14 protein-coding genes are annotated in these 19,114 nt (G+C 72.1%); 2 read left to right on the forward strand and 12 right to left on the reverse strand.

Annotated elements, in window-relative coordinates:
- Positions 1–66: 66 nt before the first annotated feature.
- The 10 genes from ACPA54_RS22295 to ACPA54_RS22340 all read right to left on the reverse strand — a co-directional run bounded on the left by ACPA54_RS22295 (position 67) and on the right by ACPA54_RS22340 (position 13,628).
- Positions 67–699 (reverse strand): hypothetical protein, encoded by a 633-nt coding sequence (locus ACPA54_RS22295; RefSeq protein WP_423532428.1) that lies wholly within the window; start codon positions 697–699, stop codon positions 67–69.
- Positions 696–2,330, reverse strand: a complete 1,635-nt coding sequence (locus tag ACPA54_RS22300; RefSeq protein ID WP_423532429.1) for an alpha/beta hydrolase — start codon at positions 2,328–2,330, stop codon at positions 696–698. The genes ACPA54_RS22295 and ACPA54_RS22300 overlap by 4 nt, the downstream gene beginning before the upstream one ends.
- 11 nt (positions 2,331–2,341) lie before the next feature.
- Entirely contained in the window at positions 2,342–2,800 is a 459-nt protein-coding gene (locus ACPA54_RS22305) for a hypothetical protein (protein WP_423532431.1), read from the reverse strand.
- Between the two features lie 335 nt (positions 2,801–3,135).
- Positions 3,136–4,683: a M28 family metallopeptidase gene (locus ACPA54_RS22310; protein ID WP_423532433.1), complete on the reverse strand. Its 1,548-nt coding sequence runs from the start codon at positions 4,681–4,683 to the stop codon at positions 3,136–3,138.
- A gap of 244 nt (positions 4,684–4,927) precedes the next feature.
- Positions 4,928–5,080: a hypothetical protein gene (locus tag ACPA54_RS22315; protein ID WP_345673175.1), complete on the reverse strand. Its 153-nt coding sequence runs from the start codon at positions 5,078–5,080 to the stop codon at positions 4,928–4,930.
- A gap of 66 nt (positions 5,081–5,146) precedes the next feature.
- Positions 5,147–9,061, reverse strand: coding sequence for an ABC transporter substrate-binding protein (locus ACPA54_RS22320; protein ID WP_423532435.1), 3,915 nt, complete (start codon positions 9,059–9,061; stop codon positions 5,147–5,149).
- Between the two features lie 308 nt (positions 9,062–9,369).
- Positions 9,370–10,566: a type VII secretion-associated serine protease mycosin gene (mycP, locus tag ACPA54_RS22325; protein ID WP_423532437.1), complete on the reverse strand. Its 1,197-nt coding sequence runs from the start codon at positions 10,564–10,566 to the stop codon at positions 9,370–9,372.
- Between the two features lie 149 nt (positions 10,567–10,715).
- Positions 10,716–12,194, reverse strand: coding sequence for a hypothetical protein (locus tag ACPA54_RS22330; RefSeq protein WP_423532439.1), 1,479 nt, complete (start codon positions 12,192–12,194; stop codon positions 10,716–10,718).
- Positions 12,195–12,198: 4 nt separating this feature from the next.
- The gene (locus ACPA54_RS22335) at positions 12,199–12,606 is read right to left on the reverse strand and encodes a hypothetical protein (protein WP_423532440.1); all 408 of its coding nucleotides are present in this window, start codon (positions 12,604–12,606) and stop codon (positions 12,199–12,201) included.
- Between the two features lie 149 nt (positions 12,607–12,755).
- Positions 12,756–13,628: a helix-turn-helix transcriptional regulator gene (locus ACPA54_RS22340; RefSeq protein WP_423532442.1), complete on the reverse strand. Its 873-nt coding sequence runs from the start codon at positions 13,626–13,628 to the stop codon at positions 12,756–12,758.
- A gap of 184 nt (positions 13,629–13,812) precedes the next feature.
- Here ACPA54_RS22340 and ACPA54_RS22345 point away from each other — a divergent pair, with 184 nt between their 5' ends.
- Together ACPA54_RS22345 and ACPA54_RS22350 are read left to right on the forward strand one after the other, a co-directional pair.
- Positions 13,813–14,640, forward strand: a complete 828-nt coding sequence (locus ACPA54_RS22345) for an SDR family oxidoreductase (RefSeq protein ID WP_423532444.1) — start codon at positions 13,813–13,815, stop codon at positions 14,638–14,640.
- 213 nt (positions 14,641–14,853) lie between these two features.
- Positions 14,854–15,699: a hypothetical protein gene (locus ACPA54_RS22350; protein ID WP_423532446.1), complete on the forward strand. Its 846-nt coding sequence runs from the start codon at positions 14,854–14,856 to the stop codon at positions 15,697–15,699.
- 94 nt (positions 15,700–15,793) lie between these two features.
- On the opposite strand, the gene ACPA54_RS22355 is transcribed toward ACPA54_RS22350, so the two are convergent.
- Both ACPA54_RS22355 and glgX read right to left on the reverse strand, forming a co-directional pair.
- Complete coding sequence (locus ACPA54_RS22355) at positions 15,794–16,573, reverse strand: tyrosine-protein phosphatase (RefSeq protein ID WP_345673183.1); 780 nt, start codon at positions 16,571–16,573, stop codon at positions 15,794–15,796.
- Between the two features lie 166 nt (positions 16,574–16,739).
- Complete coding sequence (gene glgX, locus ACPA54_RS22360; RefSeq protein WP_423532448.1) at positions 16,740–19,058, reverse strand: glycogen debranching protein GlgX; 2,319 nt, start codon at positions 19,056–19,058, stop codon at positions 16,740–16,742.
- Between the last annotated feature and the right edge of the window lie 56 nt (positions 19,059–19,114).

Here is a 19,114-nt window from a genome sequence, read left to right on the forward strand (position 1 = left end):
TGCGGGCGTCGGTGGGGGCGGGCCGCTCGGTCCGCCCCCACCGCGTTTCTCGGGCGGTGCGCCGCGCTACCCGAGGGCGTCGGTGATGTGCCCCAGCGGGGTGCCCGCGTCTGCCCGGGTCTCGCTCGGTTGCGGCGTTGGCGTTGGCGTCGGGTGCGGTGCCGGGTCCGCCCGGGGGGCCGGTGTCCAGATCGGGGCGTCGGCCGGGAGGGCGGGGACCAGTGCCGGGAGGCTGTACGGGCCCAGGTCGTCGACCGGCCCCGGGTGGCGGCGGCAGCCGTTGGGGCCCGCCGCGATGAGAGTCCAGCCGGGGTGTTCGGCGACGAAGACGGTGAAGCCGTAGCGCTGGCCGTGGTCGCCCGGGACCGAGGCGGACAGGCGCCACGCGCCGTGCGGGGTGCCGTTCGGCGGGTTCGTGTAGACGGCGATGTCGTTGCCGCGGCCGCGGGCGAAATCGTGGAGGCGGGCGAACGTGTCGTGCTGGGCGCCGTCCGGGATGGCGATGTTGGCGAGCACGCCGAGTGTGTAGTACCCGTCGGTGATGCGGTGCCGGTCGAAGCCGCCGGTGCAGGTGCCCGGCGACAGGTCGATGTAGCCCTCGACGCGGTCGACGCCCGCGGCACCGAGGACGTCGAGAAGGAGCCGGTACGCGGAGTTCCGCGTCTCGTGCACCGGCACGTCGGGCGTGTGCTCGGTCATGGCGTCCCGGCGGGCTGGTCGACGGGCGCGGCGGCTTGCGGCCGGTACTGGTCGAGATCCTGGTACACGCCCATCGTGACGTTCGCCTGGGCAGTGAGGCTGACGTCGGGCTTGTCCGGCCCCGACTCGTTCCAATAGCTGTAGTGGCCGCCGGCGTTGGTCGGCAGGTGGGCCGCGCCGAAGTCCGGGTCGTTGGGCAGCCGGTCGTGCACAAGCGCGCCCCAGGGGGCGACCGCGTCGTCGCCGGACATCCCGGCGAACACGTGGGCGGGATCGTGCCGGAGGCCGTTCACGTTGTCCGTGTGCACGCCGGGGCTGCCCATGAACACGATGTCGTCGACGGCCAATCCGTTCGGCTGCTGTTTCGCCGCGTAGGCGATCACGTCGGTGCCGTAGCTGTGGCCGCTCGCGGTCAGGTGCCGGCCGGGCGGCCCGGCGGCGCGCATGCCGTTGACGAACCGGTTGAACGCGGACGCCCCTTCCTGCGCGCGGCCGGGGCCCAGGGCGCTGCTGAACCCGGTGGCCGACATTTCCGGCGCGTCGTAGTCGAGCCACAGGATCGCGGCGGCGTCGCCGGGCTGGGCGGTGAGCTTGTCGGAGTAGTGCTGGAGCTTGGTGAGCCGGCTCAGCTGCTGGGGGAGGCTGTCCTTGAGCGTGGTGTTCGCGCCGGGGACCTGCACGACGGTGTTCTTGGCGGTGTCCGGATTGCCGACCGCGATGACCACTTCGCCGTCCGCCGACTTGCTGCCGAACTCCAGCAGCATGAGCTGGGCTTCGGCCGGCCGGTCGCGGTTGGTGGCCATGGCGGCGTTGATCTGCCTGAGGTTCTCGTACTCGCGCTTCTCGCGGGATGTGGCGGTGCCGCCTGTCACCAGCGGGTTGAGTTCGGCGAGCCGGGAACTCAGCGCGAGCCGGTTGGCCTGGTCGCGGACGGTCGCGGGCAGCCCGTCCATGCCGCCGAGCTGCTGCGGGAAGTTCGTGAGGTACGTCTGCCGTTCCGCCGCGCTCAGCGACATCCACCACACCGCGGTCTGCTGCGGGTCCATGCCGGTGAACGTGCGGTCGAGGTCGGCCATCGCGTTCTTCAGCGCCGCGTCGTCCCCCGCCGCGACCTCGTCGGGATTCAGCCGGGCGAGGGCCGCGGCGTGGCGGGCGTCCGCGGCCGAGGCCGCGTCGAGCACCTGCTGGAGGCGCTGCGCGCACGCGTCGGCCTTGGTCTGCGCGGCGGCCTGCTGCTGCGCGTCGCGCGGCGTCGTCGGCGGGGCGGCTTCGGTGACGAAGAACTGCCCGTTGCCGGCGGCGATGGTGAGGCCGTCGGAGAGCGCGGCGTACATTTCGGTGAAGAGCTTCGCCTGGCAGGACGTCAGTTCGTCCGCGGCGAAGTCGAGTTCGGCGGCGATGCTGCGCACTTCGAGGGAGGCGACGCGGATCCGGCGGAGCGTCTCCTCCAGTTCGAGGTTGGCGGTGCCCGCGGTGTGGCCGCGCCAGCCCGCCTGCTCCGTCGCGCCGCACACGCCGAGTTCGAAGTCGCGGACGATCTCGTCGAGTTGGTTCATCGTGCGGGTGCAGGCATCGGCGTGCGCGCGGATGCCGTCGAACTTCGCGTTCTTGAGTTCGTCGAACGTGACCATCGGACGCGGCCCTAACGCAGCGTCGAGCTGTTGGCCGACTCCGCGCGGAAATACGCCTCGGTCGTGGCCCGGATCTTCGTGGCGCACGCGTGGGCCGCCTGGGCGAGCACGTCGAGCTGGTGCGCCCACGCGTCGGCGAGCATGCCCGCCTGCCATCCGGTCTGGAATCCCGGCACTCCCGCGGGCATGCCCAGCGCCAGGCCGCGGCTGAGCCCTTGGAGGGCGTCGCCGTCCGCGTCGGCGCGCGACGCCGCGGGCATGAGCAGCGCCGGGTCGACCGTGTAGTCGACGGCGCGCGCCGGATCGATGCCCGGCAGGTACGCCGGGTTCTGCGGATCCGGATTCCGTCCGGTCTGCGGATTCGGCAGGCCCGGCCGCGGCGTGCCGGCGGACGTGCCCGGTGTGGAGCCGGGTGCGGTGCCGGTGGCGCCCGGAGTCGGCTGGTTCTGCCCGGGTGGTTGATCGGCCATGACAAGTCCCCCGACTCATGTCGCCAGATCGATGCAGTTTTTTGGGGTCGGTCCGTCCGAAAGCCGCCGGGATCGTGCGGTATCCGCCGGGCGGGTTTTCCGGGCCGTACTCTACTGACCGATCTGCGCGAGCGGCAGGGGAGTTGCCCGGGAACGCCGGATTCCGGCCGGTGGCGGACGCCACACCCGGTGGCCTGTCGTCTGCGGTATCGGTGCCGCATATGCGAGCGCCCCGCCGTACCGGAGTACGGCGGGGCACCAGTGCTGGAGTGGTGCGTGTGCGGTGCGTGTGCGGTGCTGGTGTGGTGCTTGCGGTGCTGGTGCGGTGGTGGGCGTCAGGCCGCGACGTCACCGGTCCGCAGCGCACCGGGGACCTGCTGGTTCGCGGTGGTCGCGCGCAGTGTCGGCGGGAGGCCCGGGTTGCCGTCGTTGTCGCCGTTGATCATGTGGGTGTTGTTCGCGAACACCCCCATGGCATAGGCGATCACGTCGGAGTTGAGTTCGAGCGCCCGCTTGTTGATGTTGGTGATCGTGTCGCACGCCTGGTGGTAGCAGGCGTCGTAGGCGGCACCGGCCTGGCCGCCGAACTTGGCCGCCTCGTCGGCGGTCTTGATCTTCTCGGCGCCGGTGAACGTGCCGCCCGCCGGGATGCCGACCGCGATGAACGGTCCGTAGTCGGAGCGGCCGTCGAAGTCGGTGGGCCCGTACGCGGATCCCACGCGGCCCAGGTAGCCGTTGATGAACGCCTCGATCTCCGCCGAACCGGCCGGGCCGGGGTCGGCGCCGCTGCCGGATCCGTCGCCGTCGTACACGAACTCGGCGAAGTTGGGAGACGCGATCATGTCGAAGTTCAGGTACAGCGCGAGCTTGCGCTGGTCCTCCGGGGCCAGCGAGTTCACGTAGTACTCCGACCCGAGGAGACCGAACTCCTCGGCCGACCACCAGGCGAAGCGGACCTTGTTCGCCGGGTGGTCCTCGTACTTGGCGAGCTGGGTCGCGGTCTCCAGCAGCGCGGCACTGCCCGAGCCGTTGTCGTTGATGCCCGGGCCCTTGGTGACCGAGTCGAGGTGCGCGCCGGCCATGACCACGTTGTCGGCGTCACCCCACTTGGACTCGGCGACGACGTTGCGGGTGACCCGGTCCTCGCGGAACTCGCGCAGGTCCACGGTGAGGGTCACCGGACCCGCGGCGGCCTGCGCGGCGAGGGCTTCGCCGTCCGCCTGCGAGATGCCGCCGGTCGGGACGCCGCCCACGTTCGGGTCGCTCAGCGTGCCGTGGATCTCGCCCGGCACGTTGTTGTAGATGATCGTGGCGACCGCACCCGCGGCGGCCGCGACCGTGTCCTTCTGGGCGAACGTGCAGCCGCCGCGCTTGACCAGGACGATCTTCCCGGTCACCGCGCCCGCCGGGTAGTCGGCCGCGTCGCAGCCGTTCGTCCCGTCGCCGTCGACCGGGGCGAGGGCGAGCTGCGCGGTGACTCCGCCGACGGGTGTCGACGGCGAGTAGCTCATGACGAAGACCGGCACGTCGGACGGCGACGGCGAGACCACCTTGAGGGACTCGGCGATCGCGTCGACGAAGGTGAACGGGAACTCCTGGATGCGGACGTCGTACCCGGCGTCCTCCAGCTTGTCCGCGACGTAGTCCACGGAAGCTTCGTGGCCGGGAGTGCCGGCCGCGCGTGTGCCGCCGTTCTTGTCGGCGATCTTCTGCAGCGCCTTGAGATGCTTCATGACGTTGTCCGCGGTGACTTTGCGGGCGAGCTTGTCGCCCAGCTTGTCGTCCTGTTGCGGGTGGGCCGCCGCCGGAGTCACAGCCAAGCCCACGAGGGCGAAGCCCGCGATGGCGGCGGTCAGGGCCTTGCCGAGGTGACGCTGCGTCATACAGGTCCTTTCCAGGGCAAAACGGGCGCACCTATGCGCGTAGCTCCCCGGGGTGACGGGAGAAAGGGCATGGTGCGCGGGACTGCGCCGAAACGTATCGCCCCGATTGCCGGTCCTACCAGAGGGCGGACCGGGATTTCTCGTCCGTCATGCGGACGGCGGAGTTCCGTAAGCGGTACACGGAGACGGCGCCCGGACGCCGCCCGGACCCGGCCGGGCGCGGGCCCTCATACGTTGCCGCGGGTCAGTGCAGGACCCAGTCGCGGAACGTCCCCGAGACGGCGAGCAGCACCCCGAAGCCGATGATCGGCGTCAGGATCAGGGCGATCAGTATTCCTATGCCGTAGTCCAGCAAGCGGACACGCCAGCTGTCCCGCTGCTCATCCTGCTCGGTCACGCGAAATGCCCCCCAAAGGACAGCCGGGAGACCACTTGGACGGGTGCCCGGAAACGAGACGCGAGTTTAGCTCTTGGACACCTGCTCCCACCGCACAATCCCGTCCGCGTAGGCGCCGTCCAACCCGTTCAGCGCACCCTTCTTCTGCACGGCGGTCACGGACAGCTGCCCCATGATCCACCACGGCGGCGCGGCGTCGAGCGCCTTGAAGATGCGCGTGTACGCGCCCTGCCGGTCGGCGGGCGTCGACGCGTTGCGGAGCAGCGTCCAGCCGGCGTCCACGTCGGCGTCCTTGTACCCCAGGTAGTTCGCGGGGGCGCCGCTCTGCGTGACGCCGCGCAGCCAGGTGTCGAGATCGGTGCCGCCTTCCCAGCCCCACAGGGCCTGGAAGGTGCGCTTGCTGTACTTGTCGACCCACGCCGAGCTGTCCAGGACCTCGTACTTGAACGTCACGTTCTGGTAGGCCGCGAGCTGGTTCTGGATCACCTGGAAGGCCGCCAGCTGGCTCTGCGAGCCGGACAGCGTGAACGACAACGGCTTGCCGGCCGCGGCGAGTTCGTCGAACAGCGCCTGCGCCTTGGCGTGGTCCTGCTTGCCCTGCCGCGGCGCGGACGAGGCCAGCGGGGAGGCGTCCGGGACGACGCTGTCGGTGGTCTGCGCCTGCAGCGCCTTCCCCACTTGGTCGGCGTCGAGCGCCGCGATGACCGCCTTGCGCGCCCGCACGTCGTCGAACGGGGCGGTGGCCGCGTTGAACGCCATCATGACGGCGCCCGGACCGACCACCGGGATCAGGTCGAGGCCGGTGGCCTGGGCCCTGCTCGTGTCGCGTCCGGAACTCATGAAGGCGACGTCGGCCTGGCCGGCATTGAGCGCCGCCGTGGCGACCTCGGAGGTCAGCACCTTGAAGGTGATGCCGTCCAGGTAGGCCTTGTCGGCGCCCTGCCAGTAGGTGGGATTGCGCGCGAACACCTGGCTCGTCGTATCCCAGCTCTTGAGCACGTACGGGCCGGCGCCGACCGGCTTCTTCCCAAAGCCCTTCGAGTCCGCCTTCATCGCCGTGGGCGAGCCGACGTAGGCCAGCTCGTCGGCGACCACGTGGTCGAACGACCGGTCGGGCGCGGCCAGCTGGATCGTCAGATGCGTCGGGTCGACGACCGTCAGCGTGACGCCCTTGAGCGTCTGGGCGTGCAGGGACAGCAGGGTCGGGTCGGCGAGCCGCTCCCAGTTGAACTTCACCGCGGCGGCGTCGAGCGGCGTCCCGTCGCTGAACGTGACGTTCGGACGCAACTCCAGCGTCCACCGGGCGCCGTCCGTGGTCGTGAGCGACTTGGCCAGCTGGGGGGTGACGGTGCCGGTCGCCTGGGTGAAGACCACCAGCGGGTCGTAGAGAGCGGACATCCGCTGCCCGTCGCCGTACGCGGCGAGTTCCGCGGTCGCCGGGTCGAGCGACATCGAGTCGGCCGAGACGCCCACGACGATGCTGCCGCCGCGCTTGGGCGCGGGCGTGCCCGGTGGGGGCGACGGCACGACCGGGACGAGGGGCCCGCTGCTCGCACCGGTGTTGCCCGTGCCCTTCCCGCCGCCGTTGCCGCTGAATGCGGCGGCGATGGCGACCCCGGCCCCGGCCAGCACGGCCAGCGCAGTGACGACGGCCACCGGAAGCCAGACCTTGCGTCCGCCGGGGAGCCGGTCGAGCCGCCCGGGACTGTCGGGGGCGGGCGGCGGGGCGTAGCCCTGCTGCCAGGCCGGGGGTTGCGGGTGCGGGTGGGGCTGAGGGTGGGCGTGCGGGTGGGCGTGCGGACTGGGGCCGGGGCCCTGCGGGATGTACGCGGGGGCACCGGGCGGGGGCAGGCCGGGGCCCGGGTTCGGCCCGGCGGATTGCGGCGACGGCGGCGGAGGGGCGGGCATGCCGACGACGGGTGGGGCGGTCGGGGGCGGGGGTGGGGTGGTGCGGGGGGTCGGCGGGGTGGCCGCGGGGGGCGGCCACGCGGCGGCGGGGCCCGGGGCTTGGGCGCCGGGCGGCGGGTAGGCCGGGTTGGCGGGGGAGTTGGGGGTGTTGGGGGAGTTGGGGTGCGGGGCCGGGGGCGGGTAGGCGGAGAGGGCCCCCGGACCTGGCGGATTCGCGTGCGCTCCGCCGGGGGCGCCGGGGCCGCCGGGGCCGCCGGGCGGGGTGGCGGAGCCGGGGGTGGCCGGCTTGGGGAGGTTCGGGCCGTCGGCGGGGGAGCCCGGGGCGGGGCTGGGGCTTTGGCTTTGGCCTTGGCCAGGAGGGAAGCCGGGCATGCTTGGTGCCGGTGCGCCCGGTGTTCCCGGCGCGCCTTGGCCGGATCCGGGAGGCCCTACCGGACCGGGTGCGTGCCCGCTGCCGCCGGGAAGCCGCAGGGGTGCCCAACCTTCCGGACCGGGTGCGGGTGCGGGCGCAGGCGGGCCGGGGCGGTCCGGGACGCCGGGGGAGCCCGCCGCGGCGGGGCCGCTCGGCGGGGGCCAGCCTTCGAAGCCGGAGGATGCGGGGGTGGGCGGGGGGCCGTAGCCGCCTGCGGGGTGGGGCGGTTGCTGGGGGTGCTGGGTTTGCCAGGGGCCTTGCGGAGCCGGTTGGCCGGGGGCGGGCGGCAGTGGCATCGGGGGTTGACCCGGGGCGGGCTGCGGCGTGTTCGGGGTGCCCGGGGCTCCCGCAGCATCGAACGGGCCGTGCTGCGGCGGGTATCCGGGCGTGGACGGGGGCGGGGCGGTGCCTGGGGTGCTCGCCGCAGGACCCGTCAGACCTCCGTGGGGCGCCCACGGGTTCGGGTCCGGGCGGGGGACGGAGGACGCGCCGGGCGGAGGACCATAGAGCGAGGCGGGTGCGGCACCGGGACCGGAGGTCGGCGGGACGGCACTGTCCGGGGCTCCGGGCCCGTCGGCGTTCCCGCGCGACGACGCCGTCGGCGCGGATCCGGCGCCTTCCGACGGCGTTCCGGACGAGGCCGCGGCAGCTGCGTCTGCTGGTGCGCCTGCCGCTCCGCCCGCGAGCGCACCGCCGACGGCCGCGGCACCGCCCGCCGCCCCGGCGCCCGGCGCGACTCCCGGCCGCGACTGCCCCGCCGCGTTGCCGCCCGCCGCCATCGCCTGCCGGGCCAACAGCCCGGCGTGGTCACGGCGCTCGCGGACCGACGCGAGCACGCCGAGCGGCAGCCACTCGCCCGCCGGACCCGTCGACAGCATGTGGACCAGGTCCATCGGCTGCGGCCGATCCTCCGGGTCCTTGGCCAGACACGCGGTCACCACGGCACGAAGCTCGTCCGGCAGCCCGCCCAGATTCGGCTCCTGGTGCACGACCCGGTACAGCATCGCCTGCGCGGAGCCCTCGCCGAACGGCGCGATCCCCGCCGCGGCACACAGCACCGCGCCCAGCGCGAACACGTCCGCCGCCGGGGTGATGCGCTCCGCCTGCAACTGCTCGGGCGACAGGAAACCGACCGATCCGACCATGAACCCGGTGCGCGTCATCGTCGCGCCCTCGAGCGCGCGGGCGATCCCGAAGTCGATGACCCGCGGGCCGTCTTCGGCGAGCAGGATGTTCGACGGCTTCAGGTCGCGGTGGATCAGGTCGCACGCGTGGATTGCCTCGAGCGCCTCGGCGAGGCCCGCGCCGAGCACCCGCAGTGCGTGGCCGGGGAACGGCCCGTGCCCGCGCACGGCTTCCTCCAGCGACGGGCCCGGGATGTACTCGGTGACCATCCAGGCCGGCGTGGCATCGGCGTCCGCCGCGACCACCGCCGCGGTGTGGAAGGCGCTGACCCGGCGGGACGCGTCCACCTCGCGCCGGAACCGGGCCCGGAAATCCGGATCCACCGACAACTCGGCACGCACGAGCTTGATCGCGACCAGCCGGCCGCTCGCCGACCGGCCGAGGAACACCTCGCCCATGCCGCCCGCACCGAGGCGCGCGACCACCCGGTATCCGCCGACCTCGTGCGGATCGCCCGGCCGCAGTGCGTGGATCATTCGCCCGCCCTTCCCTCGGCGTCGACGCTGCCGGAGCCGTTCCTCCGCCCGCCGGACCCCGCCCGCTCACCGGCACGCCACACCCGGCCTGCCCGCTCCGATGACGGACGGTATCGCAGGTATCGCCGAGGGGTCAGGGGGTTGCCCCTCAGCCTGGGGACACCGAAGTCCGCCCTCAGCCCACACAAAACCGGTCGGCGAACGGACGTCGGCGGTCCCATTTCGCACGTGAGCCGTTACCAGGAGTCTGTCGGCCGGTGGGATCGGAATCGGGCTCCCGCGAATCGGTGTTCCTCGCGGCGTCGTGGCTACCAAGAACCCTGCGGCGGGGCCGGCGGCATCGGGGGCGGAGGCGGCGTACCGCGACCGCAGCGCGAGCGGAAGTAGAGCGCGACCACGGCGATCAGCACCACTACTCCGCCGCCGATTGCCGTGAGGGGGAGCAGGTTGCTGTCGGAGCCGCCCTTGCCGTCGGCGGACTCCATGGCGGGTGCGGGCGAGGAGGGGGGTGGTGATGACGCACTGTCGCCTGCGATTGGTGCGGGTTGTGTCGATGGCGGTGTGGGCGACGGCGTGGGGGTCGGTTTGATGCCGCGGAGGTTCATCAGCGGGTTCACATCCGCGGGGCCTGGCGGGTCGGTCGACTGCAGCGCGCTCCGCGGACTCACAATCCCGTAGCCGACCTGATCATTGGGGACGATCTCGCCGTCGGCTTTGCGGGCGGTGTCGGTGAGCCGCTTGATGACTTGGTTGGCGGTCCAGTCGGGATGCACGGACCAGACGAGGGCGGCCACACCGGAGGTGAGGGCTGTTGCGTCGGATGTGCCGTCGCTCAGGCAATACCGAGTGGGTTCGGTGCAGGCGCTTGCGATCCTGGTGCCGGGGGCGGCAATCGAGACCCAGGAGCCTTGGTTGCTGTCCGACCACGTTCTGCCGTCTTGGTCCACGGCGCCGACGCCGAGCACGCCGGGGTATGCCGCCGGGTAGACCGGCACACGACCGTTCTCGCTGGCATTCCCGGAGCCGGCGACGACCAACTTGCCGCGGTCGAGGGCGTACTGAATGGCCGCCGCCTTGTCGGGGTAGTTGACCGTCCCGGCGATGGAGATGTTGATGATCTGCGCTTGGGAATCGGCTGCTGCGCGAATCGTCTGGGCGAGCTTTTCCGGGTCGAAGATCCCGCTCTTGGGGGTGTCCGGCACCCGGAAGGAAAGCACTTTCGCTTTCGGTGCCACGCCCCAGACTCCTTGGCCGCCGCCATTGACACCGGATCCGGCGATGATCGAAGCCACGACGGTGCCGTGCCCGTTGTTGTCGCCGTCGCCCAGAGGGGCGCCGGCGATTTGGCCGATCAAGTCCGGGTGCGTGGCGTCGACTCCGGTGTCGACAACCGCCACGGTGACCCCGTTGCCTCGGGAGATCTGCCATGCCTCGTCGATCTTCCAGGCGTCGAGATACCACTGCTTGGCCCGCGCAGAGTCGGCAAAGGCGGGCTGTGGAACCACGAGCATGCTGGAGCACACGGCCGTTAGGGCAGCCCCAACAGCACACGCGCGTCGCAGTAACTGGACGCCCATGAATCGACTGTCCTTTCAGTAACGGACGAGGTGGGTGCTCCTGGCCGGGAGCACCCACCCGCGATCTTGTCAGGACGTCAGTCGACGACCGGTGGAACCGGCTGTCCGTGCGCGGTCCATGTGGACTCGTCTTCTTCGAGGTATTCAGCACGTCGACGCCGACGGCGTTCTTGGCGGGTCGGACTCGTGGCACCGTTCGGCATGGCGCGTCCGGTCGGCGACGCCTCACCCGGTCGGGCACCCTCCGCCGGAGTGACACGAATACCCGAACCACCACGGGAGAACGGGCGTCCACCGACCCCTCCTGTGGGTTCTCCACCCACGGTGCCGCCGGGAGTCCGGACGGACGAACGCGGTGTTCCGGCACGACCATCGGTGCCGCCGGGGCTGGCGGTGCCGCCGCTGACCGGCATGCCGCCACGGCCGAGTCCGCGCGGCGCCTCGCCGGGGGGAACCCCCGGGCCGCGCATGGGGGTACCGCCTTCGATCGGGCCGGTGCGCAAGGTGTTGCCTGGGACTCCGCGTGGACCCGCCAACGGTGCCACCTCGCGCGGGTTGCTCACCGCTTTCCCGCCGGACACACCGGGCTTGCCAAAGGCTGGGACGCCAGACCGGCCTGCTTCACCAGGGAGACCTGGCTTGCTGCTCGAAGGGAGTTGCACTGGGGTTCCACCCATGGGCGGAAGACCTGTGGGCAGACCGTACTTAGCAGGCTCCCCAGGCACGTTGGTCATGGGTGTAGGGCCCGCGGTCGTCAACGGGCCGGTCTGGTCGGCATGCAGCGTCCCGTTTCCGGCCAGATCGACGCCCGACGTCGGAGATGTGACAGGTACGGTGCCGCCACCGCCCTCGGCCAGGGTTTGCATGGGCGGAGACGGAGCGGCCGCACCACTGCTGCTTTGCCCATTGCCTGTGGTTCCTCCTGTTGTCCCGCGAGTGGTGGATCCCGCGCTGGTGCGTGATCCCGCTCCGCCTCCTCCGGGTGCATCAAAGCCATTGCGGCTTGTGTCAATCGGCACTTCGTAGATGTTGGCCGGCGGTGGATAACTAGGCGGCACACCTTGGTCCATCGCCACCACGGCCTGGTCGTATCCGTGGGCGATGCGCGTCAGCGTGGAGATGGCCTCCTGACGCTGGAGTTCCACGTAGGCCATCGCGTTGACCCCGTCCAAGGCGTCCACCTCAGTGGGCGCGGTCATGGCCTTGACGGTCTCGACCTTGGCCATTTCCGCCGTCGGGAGTTTCGGCATGGCGGTAGCGCCGCCGGCAGCGGAGGCCACCTGACCCACCTGCTTGCCCATGTCCATGGAATATTGCGACAGTTGGTGCGTCGCCTGCGTGACAGCCGTGGCCCAGGTGTGGAAGGAGTCCGCGGCCACGCCGGTCCAGCCGTTCATGGAGTCGGCGAGCTTGAGGTCCAGGGTGGTTGCGGCGTCTTTGAGTTGCTGGCTGACGAAGATGAGCCGCAGGGCCGCGCCGGTGGCCGACTCGGGGCTCACCTGGGCCACCATGTCCATGAGTTGCTGGTGCGAGAACTTGCTGAAATCTGTGGTCATCTCGTCACCCGACGCCCCGGGATGGGTCCGGCAAGGCCGGAGCGGAGTAGCGCTGGATGTCGGCGAGGATGCGCGACATCTCGGCCCGATTGGCCTCGTCCGTCTCTTGGGTCTTGTCGCTCGCCATCTTGACGGTGAGCTGCATGGCCGCGATCTGGCTGTGCAGGACCCGGGCCAGGCGTTCGAGTTCGGTGCCGATGCGGGCCATGCTAGTTTCGACACGGGTGACTTCGTCGAAGCCGGTGCCGAGGGCCCCGGCTTTGAGCGGTTCACCCGCCGGTTTGTCGCTGCCCATCGGGCCCTGCTTCAGCGCGTCGATCACCTTCTTGATGTCGTTCTCGAAGGTGGTCAAATGCGTAATGTCCATCGCATATTTTTCGGCACTTCGGCCGATGGATGCGAAAAGATCCATGTGGTGCTGCCTCCCCCGCGGAAGCGCCAACTGGTGTGGTCGGTACCGAGTGTAGCCAACCGGTGTTTCTGTTCGCTGCGCGAGGATCCGCGGGAAGTGGGTCGCGGCCGTGCGCCTGTTCGAGGGTGCCACGCACCGCCGGAGCGTGACTAGCCCGTTACGGCCACCGCTGCCCACGCGCTCGACGACACTCCCGACGGCAGGGACGCGAGCTTGTCCGCGTCCACCGATCCCGGCACGGCCTGGAACGCCACGACGAGCTGGTCGACATCGCCGGGCAGGGCCAACGTCTCGTAGCTCAGGTTCAGTTCGCCGACCGCGTCGTGCCGGATCCGCTTGGTGCCGAAGGTCTTCTCGCGTACCTCGTGCGCCGCCCACAGCTTCCGGAACGCCGGGCTCCCGTCGGAGAGCTCGCGGATGAATGCGGCGATCCGGCGGTCGCCCGGATGCCGGGCCGCGTCGAGCCGCAGATAGGCGACCGTCTCGGCAGCCACGTCCTCCCAGTCCGCGTACAGTCCGTCGCCCCGTGCCAGGAACGCGTGCCGGGCCTGGTTGCGCAGCTCCGGGCTGCGCGTCGCGAAGCCGTACAGCGCGTCGCCCGGTGCGTTCCAGGCGAGCACGTCCATGCAGCGGCCGAGGACGAACGCGGGCGCGTCCAGGAGGTCCAGCATGTGCTGCACCGCCGGCCGCACCGACTGCGGCGTCTCGGGGCTGGTGCCCGCCGGGATGCTGCGGGCGGGGCGGGCGAGGGTGCGCAGGTGGTCCTGTTCGGTGGCGTCGAGGCGCAGGACCCGCGCGACGGCGTCGAGGACCGCGTCCGAGGCGTTCTGGCCGCGGCCCTGTTCGAGCCGGATGTAGTAGTCGACGCTGACCCCGGCCAGCTGGGCCACCTCTTCGCGCCGCAGTCCGGGCACCCGGCGGCGCCGCCCGTAGTCCGGCAGGCCCACGTCTTCGGGCCGCAGCCGACCGCGGCGGGTCCGCAGGAAGTCGCCCAGCTCGTCGTACGCGGTGTCGGTGCTCATGCCGTCGACTCTACGAGCCCCACCCGGGCCGCCGCCGCGGCGCAGGTCGCGAAGGTGGTAACCGCAGACCCAGGAAAACCGCAGCCCTGGGTGGGCCGCGGCGGACGCCCGAAAGTGGAGACCACAAGCCGGAAGCAACGCCCCGCCCCTTGCGGACGCGGGCCCACCTCCAGGAGCGAACCCCATGACGAACTCCACGACGAACACCGCCACCAACACCGCCACCAACACCGTCACCAACACCGCCGCCGCCACCTACCCCGCCCTCGCCGGCCGTACCGCCGTCGTCACCGGCGCCGCCAGTGGCATGGGTGCCGCGACCGCGCGGCTGCTCGCCGCCAACGGTGCGGCCGTCGCGCTGCTGGCGCGCCGCGAAGACCGGCTGAAGGCGCTCGCCGACGAGATCGTCGAAGCGGGCGGACGAGCCGTCGCCGTCGCGGTCGACGTCACCGACCAGGCGTCGGTCGACGCCGCCGCCGCGCGGGTCCGCACCGAACTCGGCCGTGCGGATCTTCTGGTCAACAACGCGGGCGTCATGCTGCCGAACCCGATCGAGGACGGCCGCATCGACGAGTGGGCGCGCATGATCGACACGAACGTCACCGGCGCACTGCGCGTCATCCGCGCCTTCACCGCCGACCTGCTCGCCGCCGCGGCCGACGGCGGTGCGGCGGACCTGGTGGACATCTCGTCCATCGGCGCGCACGTCACGTTCCCGAACTACGCGGTGTACGGCGCCACCAAGGCCGCCCTCAGCCACCTCTCCGCGAGCCTGCGCACCGAACTGGGTCCGCGCGACGTCCGGGTCACCAACATCGAGCCGGGCCTGACCGACACCGAACTCGGCACGCACATCGACAACGCGGCGCTCAGCGGCGAACTCGACGGGATGTTCGACGCCCTCGGCCCGCTCGCCGCCACGGACGTCGCCGACCTCATCGCGTACGCGACCTCCCGCCCCCGCCACGTGAACCTCCGCCAGCTCGTGGTGCTCCCGACGCGGCAGGCGTGACCCGGGTGCCGAGCGGCGTTGCCCGATCGGATGTTCGACGCAGGCCGGGTGGGCGGTGGAGGCCACGGCCGTCGCCGACCGCCGCCCGACCTGCGGCGACGGGTGAGGGTGCGGCCGCCGGTTCGGACGCGTGTGCGAGTCGGAAGCCCTCGTGGTTCACCCGTCCGAGAAAGCCTTTCGTGTCCGCTCCGACATCCGAACTACCGTCGCGGCATGAGGACTTCGTCACCACCCGCGGCCGTGCTGCGGCAGCTTCTCGCCCTTCGGCGGAGGCTTGCCGCGGATGCGGTGCGCGACGCCGAGCACGAGGCGGCGGTCACCGGGCTCACCGCGCTGGAGTTCGCCGACGCGGGCCTCGTGCCGTTCGATCCGAAACTGCACATCCTCGTGGCGCGCGGCTTCGACGGCCGTCGGATACCGGGGGTGCGGTACGAACGGACCCGGCGGCCGCCCGAGCCCCTGCCGCTCCGGCTCCCGCCGACCGCGCCCTACGCCCGGGCGGTCGTCGACGCCTGCCGGCGGCTCGCGCGCGAGCAGGACGCCCGCTCGGTGGTCCTCGGCAGCGTCCGGACGCGGCTGTGCGACCCCGCCGCGATCGCCGCCGAATGCGAGCGCCTGCCCGCCCGGGAGCGGACCCGGCTGGCGCCGCTCCTCGCCGAAGCCCGGGTGGGCCTGCGCTCGGTGCCCGAGGCCGATCTCCGGCGCGCGATCACCCGGTCGGAACTCCCGGAGCCGTTGTGGAACCCGCACGTGTCCGCCCGCGACGGCGCTTTCCTGGGCCGCCCGGACGCATTGTGGCCCGACGAGGGGGTGGCCGCCGAAGTCGACTCGGTGGTGCACCACGGCTCGCCCCGGGACCAAGCGCGGACCGCGGCCCGCCGGGCCCGCCTGGAAGCCGCCGGGCTGCTCGTCCTACCGGTCCTGCCGCGCGAGATCCGCGACGAACCGCGGCGCGTCGTCGCCCTGCTGCGCGACACCCTGCGCCGGGCCGGCGCGGAAACCGCCGCGGGCGGGCGCACCGCCCACCGCGCACTGGTGGTGCAGCATGCGATGTGGTGACCCGCCGGTCGGCGGCCCGGCACGCGGCCCGGCCCGGCACGGGGGCCGACGGTACGCCGACGGCCGGGATCCTGGTGGCCGGGCCTGCGCCGGGTCAGCCCTCCAGCAGCCGGGCCCGCAGCGCGTCGATGCTCGCCTGCGGCACGCCCATGCCGTCGCGTACGTAGTCCTCGACGGTGCCGTAGTGCGTCTCGACCTCGCCGAAGGCGGTGTTCAGGTACTCCTCGCGCACCGAGAACATCGGCCGCAGGTGCTCCGGGTCGAACCCGCGCTCGGCGATCACCGAGAGGATGCGGCTGTTCTTCTCGGTGAGGTGCGCCGCGCTGGCCAGGTAGTCCTCGAGGATCGTCTCGCGCGGCACGCCGAGCAGCGTCAGCAGCACCGCCGACGTCCAGCCGGTGCGGTCCTTGCCCTGCGAGCAGTGGAACACCGACGCCCGCTCGGCCTCCGCCATCCGCGTGAAGACCTTGCGGTACGCCTCGCGGGCGAGCCCGGTGGTCACGAACCGCCGGTACACCTCGCTCATCAGGTCGATCCCGGCCTGACCGCCCAGCGTCTCGCCGGCCCGCTGCGGATCCGCGAAGACGTCGCCGAACAGCTCGTTGTTGCCCTGCCCCATGACGTCCGCGATCAGCAGGTCGACACCCGCCGGCAGCCGGTCCGGCTCGTTGTCGCGCTCCTGGTCCGACCGCAGGTCGCAGACCAGGCCGATGCCCAGGCGCACGAACGTTTCGGTGTCCGGGCCGTCCAGCGCGGCGAGACCGTCCGACCGGTAGACGACTCCGGTGCGCACCTTGCGCCCGTCGGCGGTCGCGTGGCCGCCCGCATCGCGGAAATTCGGTGCGGTGGTCAGGATCGGCGTGGGCGCGGTCATCGGCGGCGGGCTCCGTTCGTGCGGCGGTCCGTGCGGTGGCGACGGGGCGCGGATCGGGGCCCGCGCCCTACCAGAGTGACATCCTCCGGATACGGGTGCCGCACAGCCCCTACGGTGGCGTACGCCACAGCATGCGGGTGCGGCCCGGGACCGGGAGACGGGCGGCTCAGGTGGGTGCCCAGACAGCGTGCTCCACCCGCAGCAGCACCGCGGAGCGCCCTGCCACGGTCAGCGCCGATCCGCCCGGGACCGGCTCGTTGAAGCGCGCCATCGGATCGGTGTCCAGCGCGGTGTCCAGGACCATTTCGTAGGAGTGCGCCCACGGCTCGCCCGGCAGCACGAACGGCATCGGCTGCGACGACGCGTGCAGGATGAGCAGGAAGCTGTCGTCCACGATCCGCTCGCCGCGCGGCCCGCGCTGCTCGATGTCCAGGCCGGACACGTACATGCCGAGCGTCGCCCCGGGCGAGAACCAGTCCCGGTCGGTCATCTCCCGGCCGGCCGGGGTGAACCACGCGAGGTCGCGCAGCCCGTCCGGGAACGACGGCCGCCCGGAGTAGAACGCGCGGCGGCACAGCACCGGATGGCTGCGGCGGAGCCGGACGAGCCGCGCGGTCAGGTCGAGCAGCGGCCGCCAGTGCGGATCGTCCAACGCCGACCAGTCCAGCCAGCTCAGCTCGTTGTCCTGGCAGTACGCGTTGTTGTTGCCGCGCTGTGTGCGCCCCATCTCGTCGCCCGCGACCAGCATGGGCACGCCGGTGGACAGCAGCAGCGTGGTCATCATGTTGCGCAGCTGGCGGCGGCGCAGCAGGCCGATCGCGGGGTCGGCGGTCTCGCCTTCGTAGCCGCAGTTCCACGCGCGGTTGTCGTCGGTGCCGTCGCGGTTGTCCTCGCCGTTGGCCTCGTTGTGCTTGTTTTCGTAGGAGACGAGGTCGCGCAGCGTGAAGCCGTCGTGGGCGGTGACGTAGTTGACCGACGCGTAGGGGTGGCGGCCGTCCTGCTGGTACAGGTCGGACGAGCCGGAGAGCCGGTAGGCCAGCTCGCGCACGTCCGGGCGGGCGCCGCGCCAGAAGTCGCGCACGGTGTCGCGGTAGCGGTCGTTCCACTCGGTCCACAGCGGGGGGAACGCGCCGACCTGGTAGCCGCCCTCGCCGACGTCCCACGGCTCCGCGATCAGTTTGACGCGGGACAGCACCGGGTCCTGGCCGATCACGGTCAGAAACGACGACAACCGGTCGACATCGTGCATCGAGCGGGCGAGGGCGGCCGCGAGGTCGAACCGGAAGCCGTCCACGCCCATTTCGGTGACCCAGTAGCGCAGCGAGTCGGTGATGAGCTGGAGCACGTGCGGCTGCACGACGTTGAGCGTGTTCCCGCAGCCGGTGTAGTCGGTGTAGTTCCGGCCTCCGTCGCGCAGCCGGTAGTAGCCGCCGTTGTCGATGCCGCGGAAGCACAGCATCGGGCCGTCGGGGCCGCCCTCGGCGGTGTGGTTGTAGACGACGTCGAGGATCACTTCGATCCCGGCGTCGTGCAGGGCGTGCACCATGCTGCGGAACTCGTGCACCTGGCCCCCGCGCCCGCCCGACGCGGCATAGCCGGCGTGCGGGGCGAAGTAGCCGATGGAGTTGTAGCCCCAGTAGTTGCCGCCCGCCTTGCGCAGCAGGTGTTCCTCGTCGACGAAGTGGTGGACCGGCAGCAGCTCGACGGCGGTCACGCCGAGCCGGACGAGGTGGTCGAGCGCGGCCGGGTGCGCCAGTCCGGCGTAGGTGCCGCGCAGGTGGTCGGGGATGCCGGGGTGGCGGGCGGTGAAGCCCTTCACATGCAGTTCGTAGATGACGGTCTCGGCCCACGGGGTCTTCGGACGGCGGTCGTGCGACCAGTCGGCGTCGTCCTGCACCACGACCGACTTGGGGACGAACGGCGCCGAGTCGCGCGGGTCGGGGCCGTCCGGCCCGCCGCCGTAGACCGCGTCGTCGAGGACGAAAGAGCCGTCGATCGCCCGGGCGTACGGGTCGAGCAGCAGCTTCTGCGGATTCCAGCGGGCCCCGCGCGCGGGGTCCCACGGGCCGTGCACGCGGAAGCCGTAGCGGCTGCCGGGGCCGATGCCGGGGACGTAGCCGTGCCACACCTGGAACGTCCGGTCGCGCAGCGGCAGCCGGGTCTCCCGCAGACTGCCGCCCGGGCCGTCCTCGAACAGGCACAGCTCGACGGCCTCCGCACCGCCCGCCCACACGGCGAAGTTCGTGCCCGTCCCGTCCCACCGCGCGCCGAGCGGCACCCGCCGCCCGGGCCACGGCGGATCCGCCCGCCCGTTCACGTACGAGGCCGACACCGCGGCCCCGTTCGCCACCCCCACGGCGGCCCCCACCCCACCCGGCGGCCCGCTCCCGTCCACGCTCCGCCCGCCGGGCACTGCCTCCGGCGCGGGCGCATTCCCCCGAAACCGCCCGAACCTCCCGACCGCAACCTCCCGCTTACGCCCCATCCGTCGGCCTCCCGCCCGCACAGCACCACTTGCAGAGGGGTGTTCCCGCTCCCGCC

It is taken from the genome of Uniformispora flossi, assembly GCF_049534875.1.
Classification (GTDB): Bacteria; Actinomycetota; Actinomycetes; order Streptomycetales; family Streptomycetaceae; genus Yinghuangia; species Yinghuangia aomiensis.